The following is an 18933-nucleotide window of genomic DNA, read 5'->3' as shown; positions in this document are numbered from 1 at the left end:
TATTGGGAATTCTTAGATATCAATTATTAGCTAATAGTTGAGCTTAATCTTTCTTTAAAACTTTCTCTAAATAGAGATGATTTTAGAGAATTTTACTTGCTTCTTGAAATTAGGAGATTGTCTTGTTCAGAAAGATAAAAAAACGAACTGTCTGCTAGCAATTATCACCTTGTAGGGATGTGGTAGACTAGGCAACGTCTCCACATAACAATTGTAGTATTTTGTTTGCCATTTTATGTCAAATAATTTCCTGTGAATAAACTAGCTGTTTGGGGATTTGCAAATGGGAAAATTATAGAGACGTTGCCGAAGATAACGTCTCTAGGAAATTAAAAGCCTAATCTTAACTCCCAACTTTTTATTTTTCCTGTATCTTCAGGGGAAAAATCGACAACTTTTAAACGCCAATTTCCGGCTGCGGATTTATTTAAGACTTGTTTCAGGGCTGGTGCAGTTTCGAGAAAATATGTAGCTTTTAACTTGGTTTGTGCGCCTAAAGTACGATTTTGGAGTAAGATTTTCTCACCACTAGGAGCAAGCAAAGTAATTGTAATGTCTCCTAAAAATTCATGTTCAATATCGACATTAACTTGAATTTCGCGCAGGAGGGCTTTTTCGGTAATCCGAATTGTGCTAGTAACTCCTTGAAGATTGTTGTCAGGAATTGCTAAACTGGTGTTGTTGCGATCGCGTATTCGCCGAGTAACTGTTTGAGTGAGGCGAGTTTTCTCTTTGGCGGCTTGCACGGCTTTGAAAGCATTAACTTTACCGTAGCCAAACCATTGCGAGTGACCGTTTTTGTCGTAAGTACCTAAGCGCAAGCCTAACTGCGGATCGGTATCTTGGTCAACAATTTTATCGGCGGTTTGTTGGAGAATTAATTTAACTTCTTGAGCGGTAAGATCGGGGTTGACAGAAAGCACTAAAGCTGCTAAGCCAGCGACGACGGGAGTAGCACTAGAAGTGCCGCCAAAGTCGCGAGTAAAGTCACCAGCAGCATAGCCTAATTGTCCTAATAAATCGGTGGTCAAAATACCTCGTCCCGGCAAATATCCTCTAATTTCTGGGGCAGTGAAAATGTAACCTGTTTCGGGAAACCAAGTTCCTGGTGGTGCATTGTTACTAGGGGCGCAGACAGAAATATTGGTTCCCCAGTTGCTATAGGCAGATTTTTTGCTCAAACTGGTGGACGCAGAAACGGTAATAACGTCGGGATGAACGGCAAATCCACTTAACCATTGGGTGGGACCGTTTACGACGTTTTGCACCCAGCCACGCTCGTAAATTGTGCCGTTGGTGGGACGATTGGCGTTCCCCGCAGCAAAAACGATGATGCAACCTTTACCGTTTCTTCCTTTAGTGGCAGCATTGGCGATCGCGGCACTTTGTCGCAGGGAAAGGGGAAAATGTACTGCTGCCGCCCCCCAACTACAAGAAATGACGCTAGCACCCTTTTCTACCGCCCAATTAAACAAGTCTTCGATTGATTCGTCATCGAGAAAACCTGTGGTGCGTAAGGGCATTAAAGCACAGCCAGGGGCGACTCCGACAACTCCTGTACCATTTTCTTCGGCAACAGCGACTCCAGCGCAAGCAGTGCCGTGACTTTCATCGTCGGTTTCGGGTAAAGGTAAAAAATCTTGTCCTTGAAAGTCTCTCGGTGCAACGATTTTCCCTTCTCCTTGAAAGTCAGGATGATCGATATCAAAAGCATCGTCGGTGACAGCAACAACTATCGATCGCACGCCGCGAGTAATTTCCCAAGCTTTTTCGGCATCGATGTGAGAATTAATGTCTAAAAGATAGCCGCCTTCGTGGTGAAGATACCATTGTTCGGGATAGAAGTTATCCAGAGGACGGTAAAATGATTCTCGATGCAAAATGATATTAGCTTCGGCAACGAGGATTCCTGGTTTTCCGACTAAGCGATTAGCAATTTTCAGAGGATTTTCGGAAGCTGCTGGGGTGAGTTGATAGACGAAAGCGTTATCAATACCAGTTATTGGTTTTACCTGTTGCAAACCAAATTCAGTAGCGAGATTGGTTTTCGTTTCTTCGTCTAAATCTGGTGTAAATTGAATGGTAATTTCGTTAGTTAGGTAAACTCTCGCATCAGCATTGTTCGCTAATTGATAAACATGACTGGCAAAAGCGACATTTTCTAACTCTCTGGCTGTCTGCATTGTGGCTTCTAATTCTGCTGGGGCGACACTGACAACAAAGAGATTAGTCCGAGGAATTTGCTGGTTAGGTAAATTAGCAATTTGAGGAGGAAATTCCCCATCCGACGGCTGAAGAGATAAAGTAAAGCGATCGCTAACTTTCGAGAGTGCTAATTCCTCTCCTCCCCTTTGTAAAATTATGCCGACACTTGCTTCGGGAACACCCGATCCTGGTAGTTGCGTCATCGAATTATTTCCTCCTCTCTCATCCTGACAACTGACAACTAACAATTGCCAACTGACAATTAAACAATAACAAATAACAAATGCTAAGATACCTGAAGTTTAGATCGGTTGTGTTCAGCAACGTTCCCCCAGAGAATTATTCAATGCTAATTCTGTCTAACTTTCGCAATCTCGGTATAGCTTGTTTATCTGGCTTCAGCTTATCGGTTGCCACTGTAATAAGTTTAAGCGCTCAAGCTCAAGAAGTACCCGTTCCCGCCTTGCCAGAAGGAGGTACGCAACAAATACAGCAAGAAGATTTGAGCGATCCGAATAATCTTCGTCCCCTAACGCAAGCGGATAGCCTTCTCAGCTTCCAGGGTGGGGAAAGATTAATGACAGAAGGAGATCGAGCCGTAGCGGGACAAAATTATGCCTTGGCAGCGAGAAAATATCAAGAAGCTCGCCAAATTTTCAATCAATTGTCTAATTTTTACCAGCAGTTATCAAGTAGCTTTTCTGGGATAGATAATCGGATTTCGGAAAGATTAAGGCAGCAAGCACTAGAAACAGCTTTAAAACGCGACGAAGCCACTTATCAACTAGCTTTAGTACACCGGGCGCAAAGTCAACCAGAATTAGCTGTACCTTTGTTAATTCAAATTGTGCGATCGCAAAGTCCGACGACAGACCAAGGGAAAAAAGCTTACCAGCAATTATTTGAGTTAGGATTTGTTGATGCGCCCTATCCACGTTCGGGCGATCGCGAAACTAGCTCGAATAATTAAAGTTGAGCATTGACGGTAAAATCGAGATAATCTTTCGGTAAAATAAAGACTGTAGGCGCAAAACCGGAGCAAGTAAGATTTTGCTTGGCAGTAGGGAAGCGCCACTATTATTTTATTAATCAAGTAACGATCTCGCGGGAGTTTCAATGGTTAGCTTAGAACAAGTTGAAGCAATGATTAAAGCCCAGCTACCTGATGCTAAAGTCAAGGTAGAAGATTTAGGAGGCGGCGATCATCTTCAGGCAATAGTAGTGTCTGGAGAATTTGCAGGAAAAACTAAAGTTAAACAACACCAAATGGTTTATGCGGCGGTACAAGAGGCGATGGCAACCGAAGAAATTCACGCCTTAGCTTTGAAAACTTATACACCTGAAGCTTGGCAAGCGGCGGGTCAAGTTGTTTAAACTAAGTTAGCAAGTAAAAAATCTTCAAATAACCCACAATTATCACTGAAAAATTATGGATTCAAAAGTTAAAGAACGGATTGAAAATTTAGTAAACCAGCACAAAATTGTCGTTTTCATGAAGGGCAACAAGTTGATGCCAATGTGCGGTTTTTCTAATAATGTTGTGCAAATTCTTAATACTTTGGGAGTTCCCTACGAAACCGTTGATGTGTTAGAAGACGCGGCAATTCGGCAGGGAATTAAAGAGTATTCTAGCTGGCCGACAATTCCTCAACTTTATATTGATGGTGAATTTATCGGTGGTTCTGATATTGCCATCGAACTTTATCAAAGTGGCGAATTGCAAGAAAAAGTTCAAGTTGCTTTAGCTTCTTAGAACTAAAAATTAAGTCGGATGCGTTTGGTTTGGCAACGCATCCGACTAGCAAAAATTAATGATTACTAGCGATAGTAGTCGGTTTCCGGTTCGGGCATTGCCAGTTCAAAATTAGAAGGATCGCGCAAAAAACGGAAAGCTTCCTCTTCTAAACGATGAATCAAATAAGGTTCGATCGCGTTACTATGTCTGAGTGCGGAAATGTAGCCGTCCAGATAAAGCCGCAATTCGTCAAAACGATGTCCCCTACGCCAAGAGTCAACCAAAGCATCAGTAAGTCTTTGGTAGTATCTGATCGTGTTTGTGTCAGTAAGCATAATTTTAAATCCTTTTGTTGAGGGCGATTTGAGCGATCTGACTGAAGTTGGTCTCGGCAATGGCGAAGCTGAGATAATTCAGTTTTACTCAAAATAGCGTGAATATTTATCTCGGGATTAAGTTCATTTTAACTGGGAATCTCTTGACCTCCGGCAAAAGAGTAGCCTCAATCGCCTCGAACTCTTCTCCGTAGCAGGTGTTACAAAATCTTGACAATAGCTCTGTTAGCCTGAAATCAATAGTTGTAAATAGGCTAGGGAAAGGTGGGTTCGGTAAACATCTTAATTGTCGAAGGTAATCATAATTTGCGATCGCTGTTGAGTTGGCACTTGCAGCAAGCAGGTTATGGGGTTCAACAAGCGGCGACTATCGAGCAAGCGAGAACGAAATTTTCTCGCCGTCAACCAACTCTCGTGGTTGTAGACTCCGATTTGCCTGACGGCGATGGGATCGAGTTTTGTCGTTGGTTGTATCAACAACGACAATCGCTAGTTTTTGTGCTTTCTGCCCGGAATACGGAAAAGGATGTGGTTGCGGGTTTAAAAGCTGGTGCGGATGATTATCTCGCCAAACCGTTTGGAATGCAAGAGTTTATGGCACGAGTTGAGGCGCTAATTCGGCGAATGCGAGTGACAGCAGTGCCTTTGTGGTTAGATTATGGCTCTCTCAAAATCGATTTGGTACAGCGTCGGGTTCAGTTTCGAGGCGAATTTATCGATTTAACTCCTCAAGAGTTTAGTTTAATTTATGTTCTCGCTCAAGCCGAAGGTAGTCCTTTGAGTCGCAGCGAATTATTACGCCGCGCTTGGCCCAATGCGATCGATAATCCGCGTACGATTGATACTCACGTGCTGTCTCTACGCAAAAAAATTGAAACAGATCCTCGACAACCAAGTTTGATTCAAACAGTGCGTAATGTTGGTTATCGCTTCAATCCTGATGTGTTAAAAGGGGAAACGCTAATTCCTCCAAGTAATGCTCTGACAGCAACCAATGGATATCATCACGGAAATCGGGTTTCTGTCGATGTGGGATAGGCGACGACATCAATAAAGCCCGAAAATAAGGTTCACTTGGATAATACCAAAAAGAAAACTATCTCTAAACTCCACGCTAGTTAAACGCTATCGCTGAGAACTTCTTCAAAAGCAAAGCCAGGGGCGGCAAGAACGAAAATTGTCGTTGGTAAGTCGGCAGCTTTTGCTTGTAAACTTTCATAATATTCGGTGTAATTTTCGTGAGGTGCAGCCATTCCTAAGAAAATTAAATCGGCGTTTTCCGATGAAGAATGTAAGATTTCCTCGAAGGAACGAGATCCAGCGACAATTACTTGGGGAATTGCTTTGATGCGGACTTGTTTCACGAGGCGATCGAGATTTGCTCTTGCTGCTGCTGCCGCAGTTTCGTCAGCAACGACTAATTTGAGATAAATTCCGGCATTGCGCCAGTCGATATCGGTACGCAATAAGTAAGCCAGAAGTAACATTAAACCGCCGTTGGCTTGGATTCCGCCCCACCAAACATCAATACGACGACGTAAGCCAAAACCGCGTTCGGGATTTTCTCGGAGAATAACGATATTGCGTTTAGCTTGGTGAATTTGGGCGATCGTTTCGCAGTAGCGATCGCGCCGCGATGGTTCTTCACTATCTCCTAATAAAATCGTATTGGGAACTAAGGAACCTAAACCGTAAGTTTCGACTAATTTTCGCGCTCCGTCAAAAGGATCGGAAGCGGTGACTAAACGAACTAAAGCCTTGACTCCGCGACGTTCGAGGTAATCTCGGATCGTTTGTTCGGATTTGGTTTGTTGGGCGACGTTGCGGGAACCACTGGGTAAAACGCTCGAAACGGTAATTAAACCTCGGTTGTGACTAAAAGCATCAGCTAGTTCGATTAATGACCAACGCTTGGTTGGTGCGCCGGAAAGTACGAGAATATGAGGTCGCCAGTTTTTCGTATCGTCAGCGTGATCGATTTGATGAATTCCTTCACTAATTACTGACATCCAAATTCCTCGTCGCACGTCTCCCCAAGTAGTAATTAATTCTCGCTGTTGTAACCAAAAATAAATAGCGAGAACGATAATTGCGGCGACGACAGTAGCCACGGGATTAATTAAAAACATCACCGCAATACAACCCAGCGCCCCTAGTAAAGATAAGGACCAATGAACGCGGAATGTGGGGCGAAAAGAAGGACTTTGCAGGAAACCTTCTACACCTGCGGAGACATTTAAAACTAAATAGGTAGTAAGAAAGAACATTGTCAGCACCGGAGCGATTAAATTTAAGTCACCGATATACACAGCCGCGATCGCTACTGCTAGCGTCACGGCGGTACCGATTCTCGGTTCGTCATCTCGCCCGCTACCTTGTCCTAAAAAGCTCATCCACCTCGGCAAAACTCCATCTCTAGCTAAAGCTTGTAACACTCGCGGTGCGCCTAAAATACTCCCGATCGCACTACTTAAGGTTGCTCCCCAAACTCCTAATAAAATTGCCGGACCCCAGAAAGCAATTTCTCTCATGATCAAAGGTTCGGCGATCAGTGTAGTCGCATCCGCCCGCATTGCCAGTAAAATCGGCAGTAACATATAAATCAAGTATCCCGTCCCCACTGCGGCTAAAGTTCCCGTCGGAATCGCCCGGATTGGATCGCGCAAATCGCCCGACATATTCACCCCAGCCATAATCCCCGTTACCGCCGGGAAAAACACTGCAAACACAGTCCAAAATGGTTCGCTGAGACGTTCTGGTGCGCCCCACATTTCGATATTAGTGTTTTCCAGAGGATGTCCAAAAGCAAAGGAAATGAGCGATAAGGCGATCGCTGCCATGATGAAATATTGAGCGCGAATCGCAATACTGGCTGAAGTTAGCGCTAAAATTGCCACCGAAATTGTCACGATCAGCGCTACATACAACTGATTTAGTTGGGGAAACGCCTGCACCACACTTTCAGCAAAACCAATCGTATACAGCGCCACTGATAGCGCCTGAGCGAAGTAAAGCGGAATTCCCACCGCTCCCCCAGTTTCAATCCCCAAAGAGCGAGAAATCATATAATACGCCCCACCAGCCCGCACCACGCGATCGGTAGCGATCGCACAAATCGACAAAGCTGTTAATAAAGTTATTGAAGTTGAGAGCGTAACAATAATTAGCGTTCCCAGCAAGCCCACATTACCCACTACCCAACCAAAGCGCAAATACATAATGACGCCCAGGATAGTCAGAATCGAAGGCGTATAAACACCCCCGAATGTACCTAAACCAGATTTTGCTGAATTAGGTTCCGGTGAATTTGGAGGAGTTACGCGATTAAATGGTAATTTCACTGTAAATTTTTCAAAATATAAATTATTGGGGACTGGGGACTGGGGATTAGCAGTTATCAGTGACCAGTTAGCAGTTAGCAGTTACCAGTTAGCAGTTTATAGTTTAAGCTAACAGGCATTTAAATTGGATATGGGTAGCGACCAAGATCGGATCGTTACAACCGTTTCGCAATTGCTGATATTTTGGTTTAAATGGCGAACCGCTTATCTTCCCCCTCCTCCCCCTCTCCCCCCTCTTCCTTGTCTCCAATTTCTACTGATAACTGGTCACTGTTCACTGCTAACTGCTAATCCCCAATCCCTTCTTGTTCCTCCACAGTCGGAGCGATACCCTCCAAATCGCGGATAATCGTCGGAGCTTCCGAAGGTTGAGGAGCAAAAATCCCTTCTAATGCTTCTTCTAAGGTTTCTGCCATGATAATGCGATTTTCGTAAACCACGATTACTCTTACCAAAGTTGGCAGACTATTTTCTTCTGCTTCTAGGTAGAGAGGTTCCACATAGAGCAAAGATTGTTCGATCGGAATTACCAATAGATTACCTTGAATTGCCCGCGATCCTTGGCGATTCCAGAGAGAAATACGTTGAGAAATCACTGGATCTTGATTAATTAAAGCCTCAATCTGTTCGGGACCGTAAACCAGTTTTTGCTTCGGAAACTGATAGAGTAATAGCTTACCGTAATTTTCCCCATCCGATCGCCCAGCTAACCAAGCAATTAAATTATTGCGCTGGGTGGGAGTATAAGGGTGAAGCAAAATAAATTCTTCGGAGGTTTCCGTCGGAAGTTTCATGATTAAGTAGTAAGGTTCTATTGGTTGAGATTCAGTACCATAAATTTCTTCAGGAATTTGCCACTGGTCTTCGCGGTTATAAAATACTTGGGGATCTCTCATGTGGTAAATTAGTAATCGCTCGGATTGAACGCTAAATAAATCCAGTGGATAGCGGATATGTCGGAGCAAAGTTACAGGCATTTCCGTTAATGGTTTAAAGGTATTGGGAAAAATTTTGCTCCAAGTATTAATAATTGGATCGTCAGGATCGGCGACATAAAAGTCAATATCGCCATCGTAAGCATCGATAACTATTTTTACCGAATTACGGATGTAGTTAAATTCATTTTTACCGGGATCGGAGTAGGGATAATAGTTAGAAGTGGTATAAGCATCAATAATCCAGTAAAGATAATTAGGGGGTATCCAATAATTATCGTCACCAGTTTTAGCAGTGACTAAATAAGGATCGCGATCGTAACGGAGAAAAGGCGCGATCGCACGCACTCTCTCATTAATATTGCGGCGAAATAACAACCGAGTTTGAGATGTAAAGTTGTCGGTAAATAACATTCGCCAGTCTTTGAGATATTCCGCAAATATCAACCTCCGCCAAATACTACCAATCTCGATCCCGCCAGTGCCATCGTAGGTATTATAAACGTTATCCTCGCCGCTAGGAAAATCAAACTCTTTAACTTTTGTTGAAGTCATCACATAAGTATTAGTTAGTTCTCCATAATAAATGCGGGGTTTGCCAATTGGAATACTGCGGCGAATTAAATCGCTAGATGTGTTGAGAATTCCTTCTTCACCTTCATCTGCACCTGTACCAATATCTTTAACAAAATAATCTGGTAGTCCTCCTTCACCTACTTGGTTGACGGGACTTAGGGTAAAACCATAACCATGAGTATAAATTAGATGTTTATTAATCCAGGTTTGGGCTTCTTGGGGAACCGCCGCATAATTGAGTTCGCGAGCTGCAATAATTACTTGTTGTTTTTCACTTTCAATTATGTCTGGTTGGGTACGCGATTCTCTTTGAATTCGATAGCGATCGATATCCGCATCGGGAAATTCATAATAAAGTCGAATTCGTTGTAATTGACGATTAGTTTGTAGCAGAGGACGAGTATCCCAAAGACGAATATTTTCAATAGTTAATTCATTTTCTTCGATATCAGCCGCACTAAGTTGACCTCTGGGATCGAAGGTTTTTGCTTCAATATCGTTCAGAGCAAATGCTGCTCGGGTAAAAGTAATGCTACGTTCGATGTAAGGTCTTTCTAATTCTAATTCGTTAGGTTGAACTTCTAAACGTTGGATAGCAGCAGGTAAGAGAAAACAGAAAAGTACCGCCGCGATCGCGTAAAATCCTAGAGCATATAATGGCACTAAAGTAGTTCTTTTAATCCGAAAGGACACGATCGCCCGAAATAGCAACCAAAAGGCGATCGCGCCACAAATTACGGTAAAGGTTGTTTCTACAGGTAACTGAACGTTAATATCTGTAAAACTTGCTCCATAATTTACACCACGCCTCGAATAAAGTAACTCATATCTAGATAGCCAATGACGCAAAGCTTGTGCCAGCATTACTGTACTCCCTAAAGCATATAAATGCCTCAGTTGAGGACGATTAAAGCCAGGAAATTTGCCTTCGGAAATACTATTTGCTGATAAAATATAAATTAATAACACAGCTAGGAAAGCAGATAAAAACATTGCCCCTAGCCAAAAATCTGCGAGTTGCCAAAAAGGTAAACGAAAAACTTCAAAACTAATATCTAGTCCAAATACTGGATCTTTTTCATTAAATATAGTAGGATTAAAGAATAAGAGAATTTTCGCCCAATTACCTGATAAAATTAAACCAAAGAGCAAGCTAAAGCCTACAGCGATCGCGCCCAACCAAAACTCAGTATTTATTAACAGTAAAATTACCGCTACTACTAAGAACCCAACTTGCCAAATATGCTCCGACAATTGCTGCCAAAGTTGGGGTGCTTGAGCAAGTTCAAAAGGTTCAGGTAGCAAGGGCGTAACGCTAGGTAAAGTTAAATCTGGTTGCCAAAAAACTACGGCTTCTTTACTCAAATGCAGTAGCATTAAAGCAATTAAAATCGATATTCCTACGACTAAAGGCAACAGCAGGATTAAATTCATCCTGCCTTGATAATTTCCTCTTTCTTCCTCATTTATTAATCGCTCGGATAAAACCAAATTTGCTTTTACTTCTCGATTAATTTTTTGGGGTTGAAAATACTTATTCCGCCTTGCTAAAAGAATATTTCCTAGTAAATAAAACCCACTAATACCGCCAACAATTACCCAGACTACAAGCTGAGTTTGAAAGCGTTTCAAGAAAACTGGTAAATGTTGAACTTCTAAAAACCACAGCACTTCTACCAATAAGTGTGAGGCAAGATCGTAAACTAAATACACGCCTAAAAAGACAACAATAAGGCGAAATAATTTACTTAAAGGGTTTTTAGATAGTTCCATGATCGAGTATTAGTATTTACCAATTGACGATTGGTATTAGGTAATTGGTAGTAATCAGTTAGCACGTAGCCGCATCTACCAGTTCCCAATCCCTAATCGCCAATCCTCAGTCACCGATCGTCAATCGCCAATCGCCAATTACTTTAACTAAACTGCTCTTCTATCTCTAGGTTAAACAACATTTGTAAAGATTGAAGCGCGAGACGACGAGCTTCGATATCTTGTTGCGATCGCAGTTGTACCATAGGCTCGTGAAGAATTTTGTTCACAATACCTCTAGTTAAAGCTTCGATTGTTTCCTGATGTTTTTCAGCAAATTCCGTACCCAGACGAGATAAAGCTTTTTCTAACTCTTGAGCGCGAATAGTTTCCACTTTTTCCCGCAAACAGCTAATCGTCGGGACTGTTTCAAGGGAGCGACACCAAACTTCAAAAGAAGCTATTTCTTCTTCCAACAATACTTCCGCTTCTTGCGCCATTTTGCGACGAGTTTCTTTATTTTGCGCGACTACTTCTTTGAGATCGTCAACATTATAAGCTTGGATATTTTCTAACTCAGCCACATCAGCCGCAATGTTACGCGGCACAGAAATATCAAACAGCATTAAATTTTGGTGCGGCGCGAGATTCATTTCTAGTTTAGCGCGGTCTAAAATAGGTTCAGTTGCACCAGTGCTAGTAAAGACTAAATCTGCTGCCGCGATCGCCTGCATCATTTCCGAAAGGGGATAAATTTGGATTTCTGTATCTGGGAATTTTCTCGCTAATTCTTCAGCACGTTTTGAAGAGCGATTGACAATCGAAATTGTTGCAGCACCTTTTGCTAACAAATGCTGTACGAGCAAGCGAGACATTTTTCCCGCACCAATAATTGTAACTCGCACTGCGGCTAAATTTTGCACCTTCATTTGGGCTAATTCTACCGCAGCCGAAGAAATTGACACCGCACCAGTCCCAATACTGGTTTCGCTACGCACTCGCTTACCCGCCGAAATTGCTTGCTTAAATAAGCGATCGAGCAATCTACCAATTCCTTGATGTTTTTGTGCTAATTTGTGCGTCGTTTTCACCTGGGCTAAAATTTGTCCTTCCCCTAGCACCATACTTTCTAAACCAGCAGCTACGCGCATTAAATGCCGCAAAGCATCTTGGTGGAGCAAAATGTATAAATGTCGGCGCAAATGATGCAAGCAAATTTTGCCAGATTCGCATAAAAATTGACAAATTTCTCGCACTCCTGACTCAGTATCGCTCACAACCGCATAAATTTCCAAACGATTGCAAGTGCTGAGAATCGCTACTTCCTCAATATGAGGATAGCTTTTCATCTGCGCGATCGCGGCTTCGATTTTCGTCTCAGTTATACTTAGTTTTTCTCTGATTTCTACTGGTGCTGTTTTGTGTGAAAGACCGATAACTACAATATTCATTTGTTCTCCCACTTTTTTTCGTTGTCGCTTGAAGTTCTCGTTTGCTGTTTTCTTTACCACAACCCCAAAAATAGCAGATTGTAGTTTCTCTAATTTTGGTAATTTATACTTAATTTTTTAGCGTCAATAAAGTCTTTGAAAAAAAAGTTTGTCTTTTGCTTGTCGGCGCTGGGCAAAAGTTAGCGTTTGACCATTACCTCAGCCCCAGCGCCTAGTCATCCTCGTTCTTAGCTTAACAACCCATTCCCACCAAAGTAGATTAGATCGCCATCACGATGAATCTTACTCCGAAAATGTTATTTCTTATTTGAGTTGGATTGTTCTGGGTTGCTCGAACATATGTACCGTATCTACAAACCGAGCAGTTTTCGACTGAGAAGAAATTACCAAACTTTGTGTCCTTGCACCGCCGTGGAAAAAGCGCACGCCTGCCATCAAAGTTCCCGGAGTAATACCGCAAGCAGCAAACAAGACTGTTTCTCCACTGGCTAACTCTTCTGCATTGTAAACCTTATCGGGATTTTCAATACCCATTTCTTGCAGTCGAGCAATATTGCCTTCTTTGCTTTCACCAATTAAACCTGTTTTCACCACTTCGGGATCGTAAATTAATTGTCCTTGGAAGTGACCCCCCAAGCAACGCATTGCGGCGGCGGAAATTACTCCCTCTGGTGCAGCACCAATTCCCATTAAAGCGTGAATATTAGTTCCCGCAAAAGCACAAGAAATTGCCGCCGAAACGTCACCATCGCTAATTAATCTTACTCTCGCTCCTGCATTACGAATTTCTTGAATTAATTCTTTATGCCGAGAACGATCCATCACCACTACTACTAATTCCTCAACCGAGCGATCTAAACACTCAGAAAGGATTTTTAGGTTTTCTGTGGCAGATTTATTAATATCGACATGACCGTTAGCCGCAGGTGGTGCAGCCAATTTTTTCATGTAGAAATCTGGTGCAGCAAATAAACCGCCTTTCTCGGAAATTGCTAATACTGCCATTGAACCTGGTTGTCCATAAGCAACCAAGTTTGTACCTTCACAAGGATCGACGGCAATGTCAATTTCTACCAATTCATCTGGGTTACAGTAGGTTTTAGCATCATCGCGAGTACAGATGCCGACTTCTTCGCCAATATAAAGCATTGGTGCGTCATCTCGTTCACCTTCCCCGATCACGATTCGACCCCGCATATATATTTTATTCATGCGTTCGCGCATTGCTTCCACTGCTACTTGGTCGGCGGTGTTCTTTTCGCCTTTACCCATCCACTTCGCAGAGGCGATCGCTGCTTGTTCGACTACCTCAATAATTTCTAAACCAAGGGTATTTTCCACTTATTTTATCCTTTCAACTTGCCTACTCCACCTCAAAAGTCTATCAGAAGCAGGCGTACCGTCGAACTTTCCTTAGCTACCGTTTTTGTTAAGTTTTGCTGCAACCGCTTCCCCTAGCTACTGTAACCGCTTGTTTTCGTGGAGGTAAGCTAGCTATCCCGAAAGGATCTCCCTTGACTCAAATAAAATAAAGTCACAATGGGGGTCATCTTACTACGCTCTTACCCCATTTTGAACGCAAACTCTCTAAATTGTCAAGAAATCCGATGAATGATGCCTTTGAAAAACTCATTGCTCAAGCCTTACTTTTCCTTCCCAAACTAGGAGCAAGTCTGTTAATTTTTGTCGGTTTTTGGTTCAGCGCTGAGATATTCTACAAAGTAATTCTCCGCTTAGGAATGAAAAGTAATTTGAATCCAGACTTGACAAAATTAAGTGCCAGAGTTAGTAAATTAACCCTTCTAGTTTTGGGGATAGTAACGGCATTAGGTACAGTTGGTATTGATATTTCTGCCTTAGTCGCTGGCTTAGGTTTAACTGGCTTTGCTGTTGGTTTAGCCTTAAAAGATATTTTATCCAACTTAGTTGCGGGCATCCTGATTTTACTTTACAAACCTTTTCGCCGTCACGAAATTATTTCTGTAGAAGGATTTGAAGGACAAGTAATCGATATTGACTTACGTTACACCACAATTCAAGCCAAAGGAAAAAAAGTTTTGATTCCCAACTCAGCCTTATTTACCAACACAATTTGCATCCTCGAACCAGAAAAAGAGCAAATTGATTTCCCTGAAGACGAAACCATCTCAAAAATGAAACAAGAATAAATTTTATCCTCTTTCCCCGATTGAGAACCAGAAGTTCTTCACTCTTGCAATAATTTATTGACGCGATCGCTGCACCAACCTTGCCGTAGTCGCTTTTTACCGGACAAGCAAAATTTCCCACTATCGGCTCATACAATCTCAGCCACGAATCACCTAAAATCTAGATGTAGAGTTGAGAAATAACTCCCATGTTTGACTTTCTTAATCCCATCCTCGGCAGACACCCAGAACAAGTAAAAGCCAACGTCGAAATTTACACCTGGCAACTTTGTCCCTATTGCGTCCGCGCGAAACTACTTCTTTGGTGGAAAGGAGTTAATTACACTGAGTATAAAATTGACGGCGATGAAGCAGCAAGAAATCAAATGGCACAACGCGCCAACGGACGCAGAACTGTACCTCAAATATTTATCAATAATCAACATATTGGTGGTTGTGACGACCTCTATCAATTAGACAGTCAGGGAAACTTAGATCCCTTACTTACTCAACCAGCAACAGCTTAAAAAGGGATAAAAATATTGTCATCCACAAATAAGTAGAGACGTTGCTTTTGCTGGTTTTAACGTCTCTACAAGTAGTACAGATTTAGGTTTAGGTAATGCGATTTGCTCTTATATCACTTTTAATTATTTTATCTGGCTGTAATTTTACCGATTCCGATTCCGAGCCTCCGGTTATTAAAGAATTCGATCCGGAAACCATACCAACAACCACTTCAGAACCGAAAACCGATTATCAACAATATGAGCAAATTGAGATGGGCATGAGTTTAGAACAAGTGCAAGAAATAATGGAAAATCCACCAACAAGCTCCGAACAAGTTTCTGACAACTCTACCGTCGCAGTTTGGCAACATTCAAGTGGCAATTATAATATTTATGTGGAAGTAACTGACAATCAAGTTCAACGTAAATGGTTAAGATATAACGCATCCAAATGAATTGGAAAAATGGTTTTTAGCTTTTTTCACTCTTGGGCTTTGCTCAAGTTTTTAGATCGTTCCTAATTTAGGATTGCTAGATAAAATCAGTCATGACGATTAACGACCCAAGCTATCTAATCCACAAAAAATGGATGAGTCAGGCGATTAAATTGGCTGAAATAGCAGGAAATGCCGGAGACGTACCCGTAGGCGCAGTAATAGTAGACAAAAATAATAACTTAATTTCTCAAGCAGCTAATCGGAAAGAAAGAGATCGAGACCCCACTGCCCACGCCGAAATTATTGCCATTCGTAATGCGAGTCGAGCTTTACAAACAAGGCATTTACAAGAGTGTACTTTGTACGTTACTTTAGAGCCTTGTGCGATGTGTACGGGGGCAATTATTCAAGCCCGAATTGGTTTGTTAGTTTACGGTGCAGACGATCCGAAAACTGGAACAATTCGGACTGTCGCTAATCTTCCTGATAGTGCTGCTTCTAATCACAAATTGTCTGTAATTGCGGGAATTATGGAATCTCCTTGTCGCCAACAATTACAATCTTGGTTTGCGGGGATTAGGAATTGGTGATTGGGGTATTCAGTTACCAGTTATCAGTTACCAGGGAACAGCCGGAATTGCCAATGGAAGAGATTAAAAAAGGTGGAATTAGAAGAACCACAGATTCGAGGGTCAACTGTTCCCTGTTAATTGGGATTGGTGATTTGGAGACAAGGGGGATAAAGCTGATAACTGATTACTGTGAACTGTGAACTGTGAACTGGTAACTGGTAATGACAGCCAAATAAGTGTCCTTTTGGGAGAAGACAGGAACTATGGGGAATCATAAGCTAAGAATGTAACGAGCAAAAGGATGTAATTTTTCTACCCCCAATGATGCAACTAGATTTTTCTCAAGGTAACTTAACTATGACAAAAGCAAACCAGACAGTTTCGGTTTCCTCACGTATTTCACCCTGGTTAGCTAGTATTGTTTATCCGTTAGGCTGTAAAGTTTTGCTCCCCTTTTATTTTGGGAACTTAGAAGTTACAGGACAGGAAAATATTCCTCAGAGTGGACCTGTAATTGTGACTCCTACTCATAGGTCGCGTTGGGATGCGTTAATTGTACCTTATGCGGCGGGGAGATACGCTAGCGATCGCGACTTACGTTTTATGGTATCCGAAGATGAAGTTAAAGGGCTTCAAGGCTGGTTTATCAAGCGTATGGGTGGTTTTCCCGTGAATACTAGACATCCTCACGCTAGCAGTTTACGTCATGCTAGCCAACTACTCTGTCAAGGTGAGGCGGTAGTTATTTTTCCTGAAGGAAATATCTATCGCGAAAAGGAAGTACAACCCCTCAAGCGTGGTGTGGCTTTGCTGGCTTTGCAGGCGCAAGCTAAAAGCCAGGTCGGTGATGTTAGAATTGTGCCAGTCAGTATTAATTACTCTCAGCCTTATCCTGACTGGGGAACTGATGTTAAGGTGAAAATTGGTAAAGCTTTGAATATTGGGGAATACAATACCGCTACAGTGAAAAAAAGTTCCCAACAGCTAACTAATGACTTACAAGTTGCTCTGGAAAGTATCCACGAAGAAAATTTAACTCCAGAACGCTTACCTGTAATGAGTGCTTGCAACAAATAAAGGTTCCCTAGTGAGTCGTACCCATTTTATAGTGGAGAGGAATCGATCCCAAGTAGGAAGGACAACTCGTGAAACCTATTTCTCTCCTCGGCTCAACTGGTTCTATTGGTACGCAAACTTTAGATATAGTTAAACAGTATCCAGATAAATTCCGCATTGTTGGACTTGCTACTGGTAGGAATGCGAAAATGCTCGCCGAGCAAATTCGCGAATTTCAACCGGAAATAGCCGCTATCTGTGATGAAGAAAAATTATCGGAATTAAAAGAATATCTTGCTAATTTAGATCGTCTTCCTATTCTCTTGGCTGGAGAAGCAGGTGTGGCTGAAGTCGCCCGTTACGGAGATGCGGAAAGTGTGGTAACAGGTATTGTTGGTTGTGCGGGTTTGCTACCGACAATTGCGGCGATTGAAGCTGGAAAAAATATCGCTTTGGCTAATAAAGAAACTTTAATTGCTGGTGCGCCTGTGGTACTTCCTTTGCTAGAAAAATATCAGGTAAAGTTGTTTCCGGCTGACTCAGAACATTCGGCAATTTTTCAATGTCTCCAAGGTGTCCCCGCAAATGGTTTGCGACGCATAATTTTAACGGCTTCTGGTGGCGCTTTCCGCGATTTACCTGTGGAAAAGTTACCTTCGGTGACAGTAAAAGATGCTTTAAAACATCCGAATTGGTCGATGGGTCGTAAAATTACTGTGGATTCTGCTACCCTGATGAATAAGGGTTTGGAAGTAATTGAAGCTCATTTTCTTTTTGGTTTGGATTACGATGATATTGATATTGTGATTCATCCCCAAAGTATTATTCATTCTTTGATTGAATTACAAGATACTTCGGTTTTGGCTCAATTAGGTTGGCCCGATATGCGTTTACCTTTGTTATATTCTCTTTCTTATCCGGAGCGAATTTATACTAATTGGGAACAATTAGATTTAGTTAAAGCGGGAAGTTTGACTTTTAAAGAACCTGACCATCAAAAGTATCCTTGTATGCAGTTGGCTTATGCGGCGGGAAGGGCTGGGGGCGCAATGCCAGCAGTTTTAAATGCTGCTAATGAACAAGCTGTGGCTTTGTTTTTAGAGGAAAAAATTGGTTATTTGGATATTGCTTGTTTAATTGAACTTGTCTGCGATCGCTTTACTGCTGATAATAATCTTACTCCTAGTTTGGCAGAAATTATGGCTGCCGATCGCTGGGCGAGAAATGAAGTTTTGGTTGCTAGTAAAAAGTTGGTGCAGGGCGATAAGTTGATTTCTACTTTTTAGTTTGGCTTTGGCGATGAGAGGTGAATTGACAGCAATTTTTTAGTGTTTTGGTAACTAAAATCATTGGGCGATCGCTAGATTTTTTTGCTTTCTGCTGTTTTTTTACCTCTCTTTCCGGAATTAAGCTGTTGGGAAGAGAAAAATTTAAGCTAATATCGAATTATTGAATTTAAATAATAATTATGTCTGTAGATTTAGTGGTTGTTATTGCTGCTTTAGTCGTGACTTGGCTGGTTTTTACTTGGTTAGTCAAGGTGTTGAAAGCTAGCTTCGGGACGGCGATCTCGATTGCAATTATTATTTTGATTTTACAACTTGTTTTCGGGATTGGCCCCCAAGATTTATGGGAGCAAATTATTCATCTTCCTCAAAGTATTCAGGACGTATTTACTAATTGAAAAATTTACCATTCTGCGATAAAATAGATAGTGAATTCTCTCAGATTTCCTGGACTTCTCTATCCCCGGCTATTACTTCCAAAAAGTAACTAGTTGTTGGCACAAATTTATCGAGCTAAATTAGTTGCATATCTAAATTAAACTGTCAAGAAATAGCAAAAAAAATTTACAAAAGCAGGAAGTTTAAAGATCGTTAAA

At 41.9% G+C, this 18933-nt stretch carries 17 protein-coding genes; 11 read left to right on the top strand and 6 right to left on the bottom strand.

Annotated features, from left to right (window positions below; translation table 11 throughout):
* Nucleotides 1-329: 329 nt before the first annotated feature.
* A complete protein-coding gene (locus G3T18_RS09905) occupies nt 330-2408 on the bottom strand; it encodes a S8 family serine peptidase (protein WP_224410390.1) in 2079 nt (692 codons plus the stop codon).
* Nucleotides 2409-2551: 143 nt separating this feature from the next.
* On the opposite strand from G3T18_RS09905, the gene G3T18_RS09900 reads away from it, so the two are divergent.
* The 3 genes from G3T18_RS09900 (at nt 2552) to grxD (ending at nt 3958) form a co-directional block, all read left to right on the top strand.
* Nucleotides 2552-3175 carry a hypothetical protein gene (locus G3T18_RS09900; protein ID WP_224410389.1) on the top strand — a complete coding sequence of 208 codons (624 nt, stop codon included), beginning with the start codon at nt 2552-2554 and terminating at the stop codon, nt 3173-3175.
* A 146-nt stretch (nt 3176-3321) separates the two neighbouring features.
* The gene (locus G3T18_RS09895) at nt 3322-3579 is read left to right on the top strand and encodes a BolA family protein (protein WP_224410388.1); all 258 of its coding nucleotides are present in this window, start codon (nt 3322-3324) and stop codon (nt 3577-3579) included.
* A 55-nt stretch (nt 3580-3634) separates the two neighbouring features.
* Nucleotides 3635-3958, top strand: coding sequence for a Grx4 family monothiol glutaredoxin (gene grxD, locus G3T18_RS09890; protein WP_224410387.1), 324 nt, complete (start codon nt 3635-3637; stop codon nt 3956-3958).
* Between the two features lie 65 nt (nt 3959-4023).
* On the opposite strand, the gene G3T18_RS09885 is transcribed toward grxD, so the two are convergent.
* Entirely contained in the window at nt 4024-4275 is a 252-nt protein-coding gene (locus G3T18_RS09885; RefSeq protein ID WP_224410386.1) for a DUF6761 family protein, read from the bottom strand.
* 264 nt (nt 4276-4539) lie between these two features.
* Between G3T18_RS09885 and G3T18_RS09880 the strand changes: the two genes are divergently transcribed.
* A complete protein-coding gene (locus G3T18_RS09880; protein WP_224410385.1) occupies nt 4540-5313 on the top strand; it encodes a response regulator transcription factor in 774 nt (257 codons plus the stop codon).
* 80 nt (nt 5314-5393) lie between these two features.
* Here the strand turns inward: G3T18_RS09880 and G3T18_RS09875 are convergent, their stop codons facing one another.
* The 4 genes from G3T18_RS09875 to glpX form a co-directional block, all read right to left on the bottom strand.
* Nucleotides 5394-7616, bottom strand: a complete 2223-nt coding sequence (locus G3T18_RS09875; RefSeq protein WP_224410384.1) for an APC family permease — start codon at nt 7614-7616, stop codon at nt 5394-5396.
* 287 nt (nt 7617-7903) lie between these two features.
* The gene (locus tag G3T18_RS09870; RefSeq protein ID WP_224410383.1) at nt 7904-10900 is read right to left on the bottom strand and encodes a UPF0182 family protein; all 2997 of its coding nucleotides are present in this window, start codon (nt 10898-10900) and stop codon (nt 7904-7906) included.
* A 143-nt stretch (nt 10901-11043) separates the two neighbouring features.
* Entirely contained in the window at nt 11044-12330 is a 1287-nt protein-coding gene (locus G3T18_RS09865) for a glutamyl-tRNA reductase (RefSeq protein WP_224410382.1), read from the bottom strand.
* A 303-nt stretch (nt 12331-12633) separates the two neighbouring features.
* Complete coding sequence (glpX, locus tag G3T18_RS09860) at nt 12634-13671, bottom strand: class II fructose-bisphosphatase (protein ID WP_224410381.1); 1038 nt, start codon at nt 13669-13671, stop codon at nt 12634-12636.
* A gap of 266 nt (nt 13672-13937) precedes the next feature.
* Here glpX and G3T18_RS09855 point away from each other — a divergent pair, with 266 nt between their 5' ends.
* From G3T18_RS09855 to G3T18_RS09825, 7 genes are all read left to right on the top strand, one after another.
* Nucleotides 13938-14498: a mechanosensitive ion channel family protein gene (locus tag G3T18_RS09855; protein WP_224410380.1), complete on the top strand. Its 561-nt coding sequence runs from the start codon at nt 13938-13940 to the stop codon at nt 14496-14498.
* Nucleotides 14499-14686: 188 nt separating this feature from the next.
* The gene (gene grxC, locus G3T18_RS09850; RefSeq protein WP_224410379.1) at nt 14687-15004 is read left to right on the top strand and encodes a glutaredoxin 3; all 318 of its coding nucleotides are present in this window, start codon (nt 14687-14689) and stop codon (nt 15002-15004) included.
* Between the two features lie 95 nt (nt 15005-15099).
* Nucleotides 15100-15441, top strand: coding sequence for a hypothetical protein (locus G3T18_RS09845; RefSeq protein ID WP_224410378.1), 342 nt, complete (start codon nt 15100-15102; stop codon nt 15439-15441).
* 92 nt (nt 15442-15533) lie between these two features.
* Nucleotides 15534-16013 carry a nucleoside deaminase gene (locus G3T18_RS09840; RefSeq protein WP_224410377.1) on the top strand — a complete coding sequence of 160 codons (480 nt, stop codon included), beginning with the start codon at nt 15534-15536 and terminating at the stop codon, nt 16011-16013.
* Nucleotides 16014-16352: 339 nt separating this feature from the next.
* Nucleotides 16353-17072: a lysophospholipid acyltransferase family protein gene (locus tag G3T18_RS09835; protein WP_224410376.1), complete on the top strand. Its 720-nt coding sequence runs from the start codon at nt 16353-16355 to the stop codon at nt 17070-17072.
* 68 nt (nt 17073-17140) lie between these two features.
* On the top strand, nt 17141-18337 hold the full coding sequence (gene dxr, locus G3T18_RS09830; RefSeq protein WP_224410375.1) for a 1-deoxy-D-xylulose-5-phosphate reductoisomerase: 1197 nt from the start codon (nt 17141-17143) through the stop codon (nt 18335-18337).
* A gap of 182 nt (nt 18338-18519) precedes the next feature.
* On the top strand, nt 18520-18735 hold the full coding sequence (locus G3T18_RS09825) for a hypothetical protein (protein WP_224410374.1): 216 nt from the start codon (nt 18520-18522) through the stop codon (nt 18733-18735).
* The last annotated feature ends 198 nt before the right edge of the window (nt 18736-18933 follow it).

The organism is Oscillatoria salina IIICB1, from assembly GCF_020144665.1.
Taxonomy (GTDB): Bacteria; Cyanobacteriota; Cyanobacteriia; order Cyanobacteriales; family SIO1D9; genus IIICB1.
Note: the sequence above shows the minus strand (reverse complement) of the source record. Positions and strands in the feature narration are given on the sequence as shown.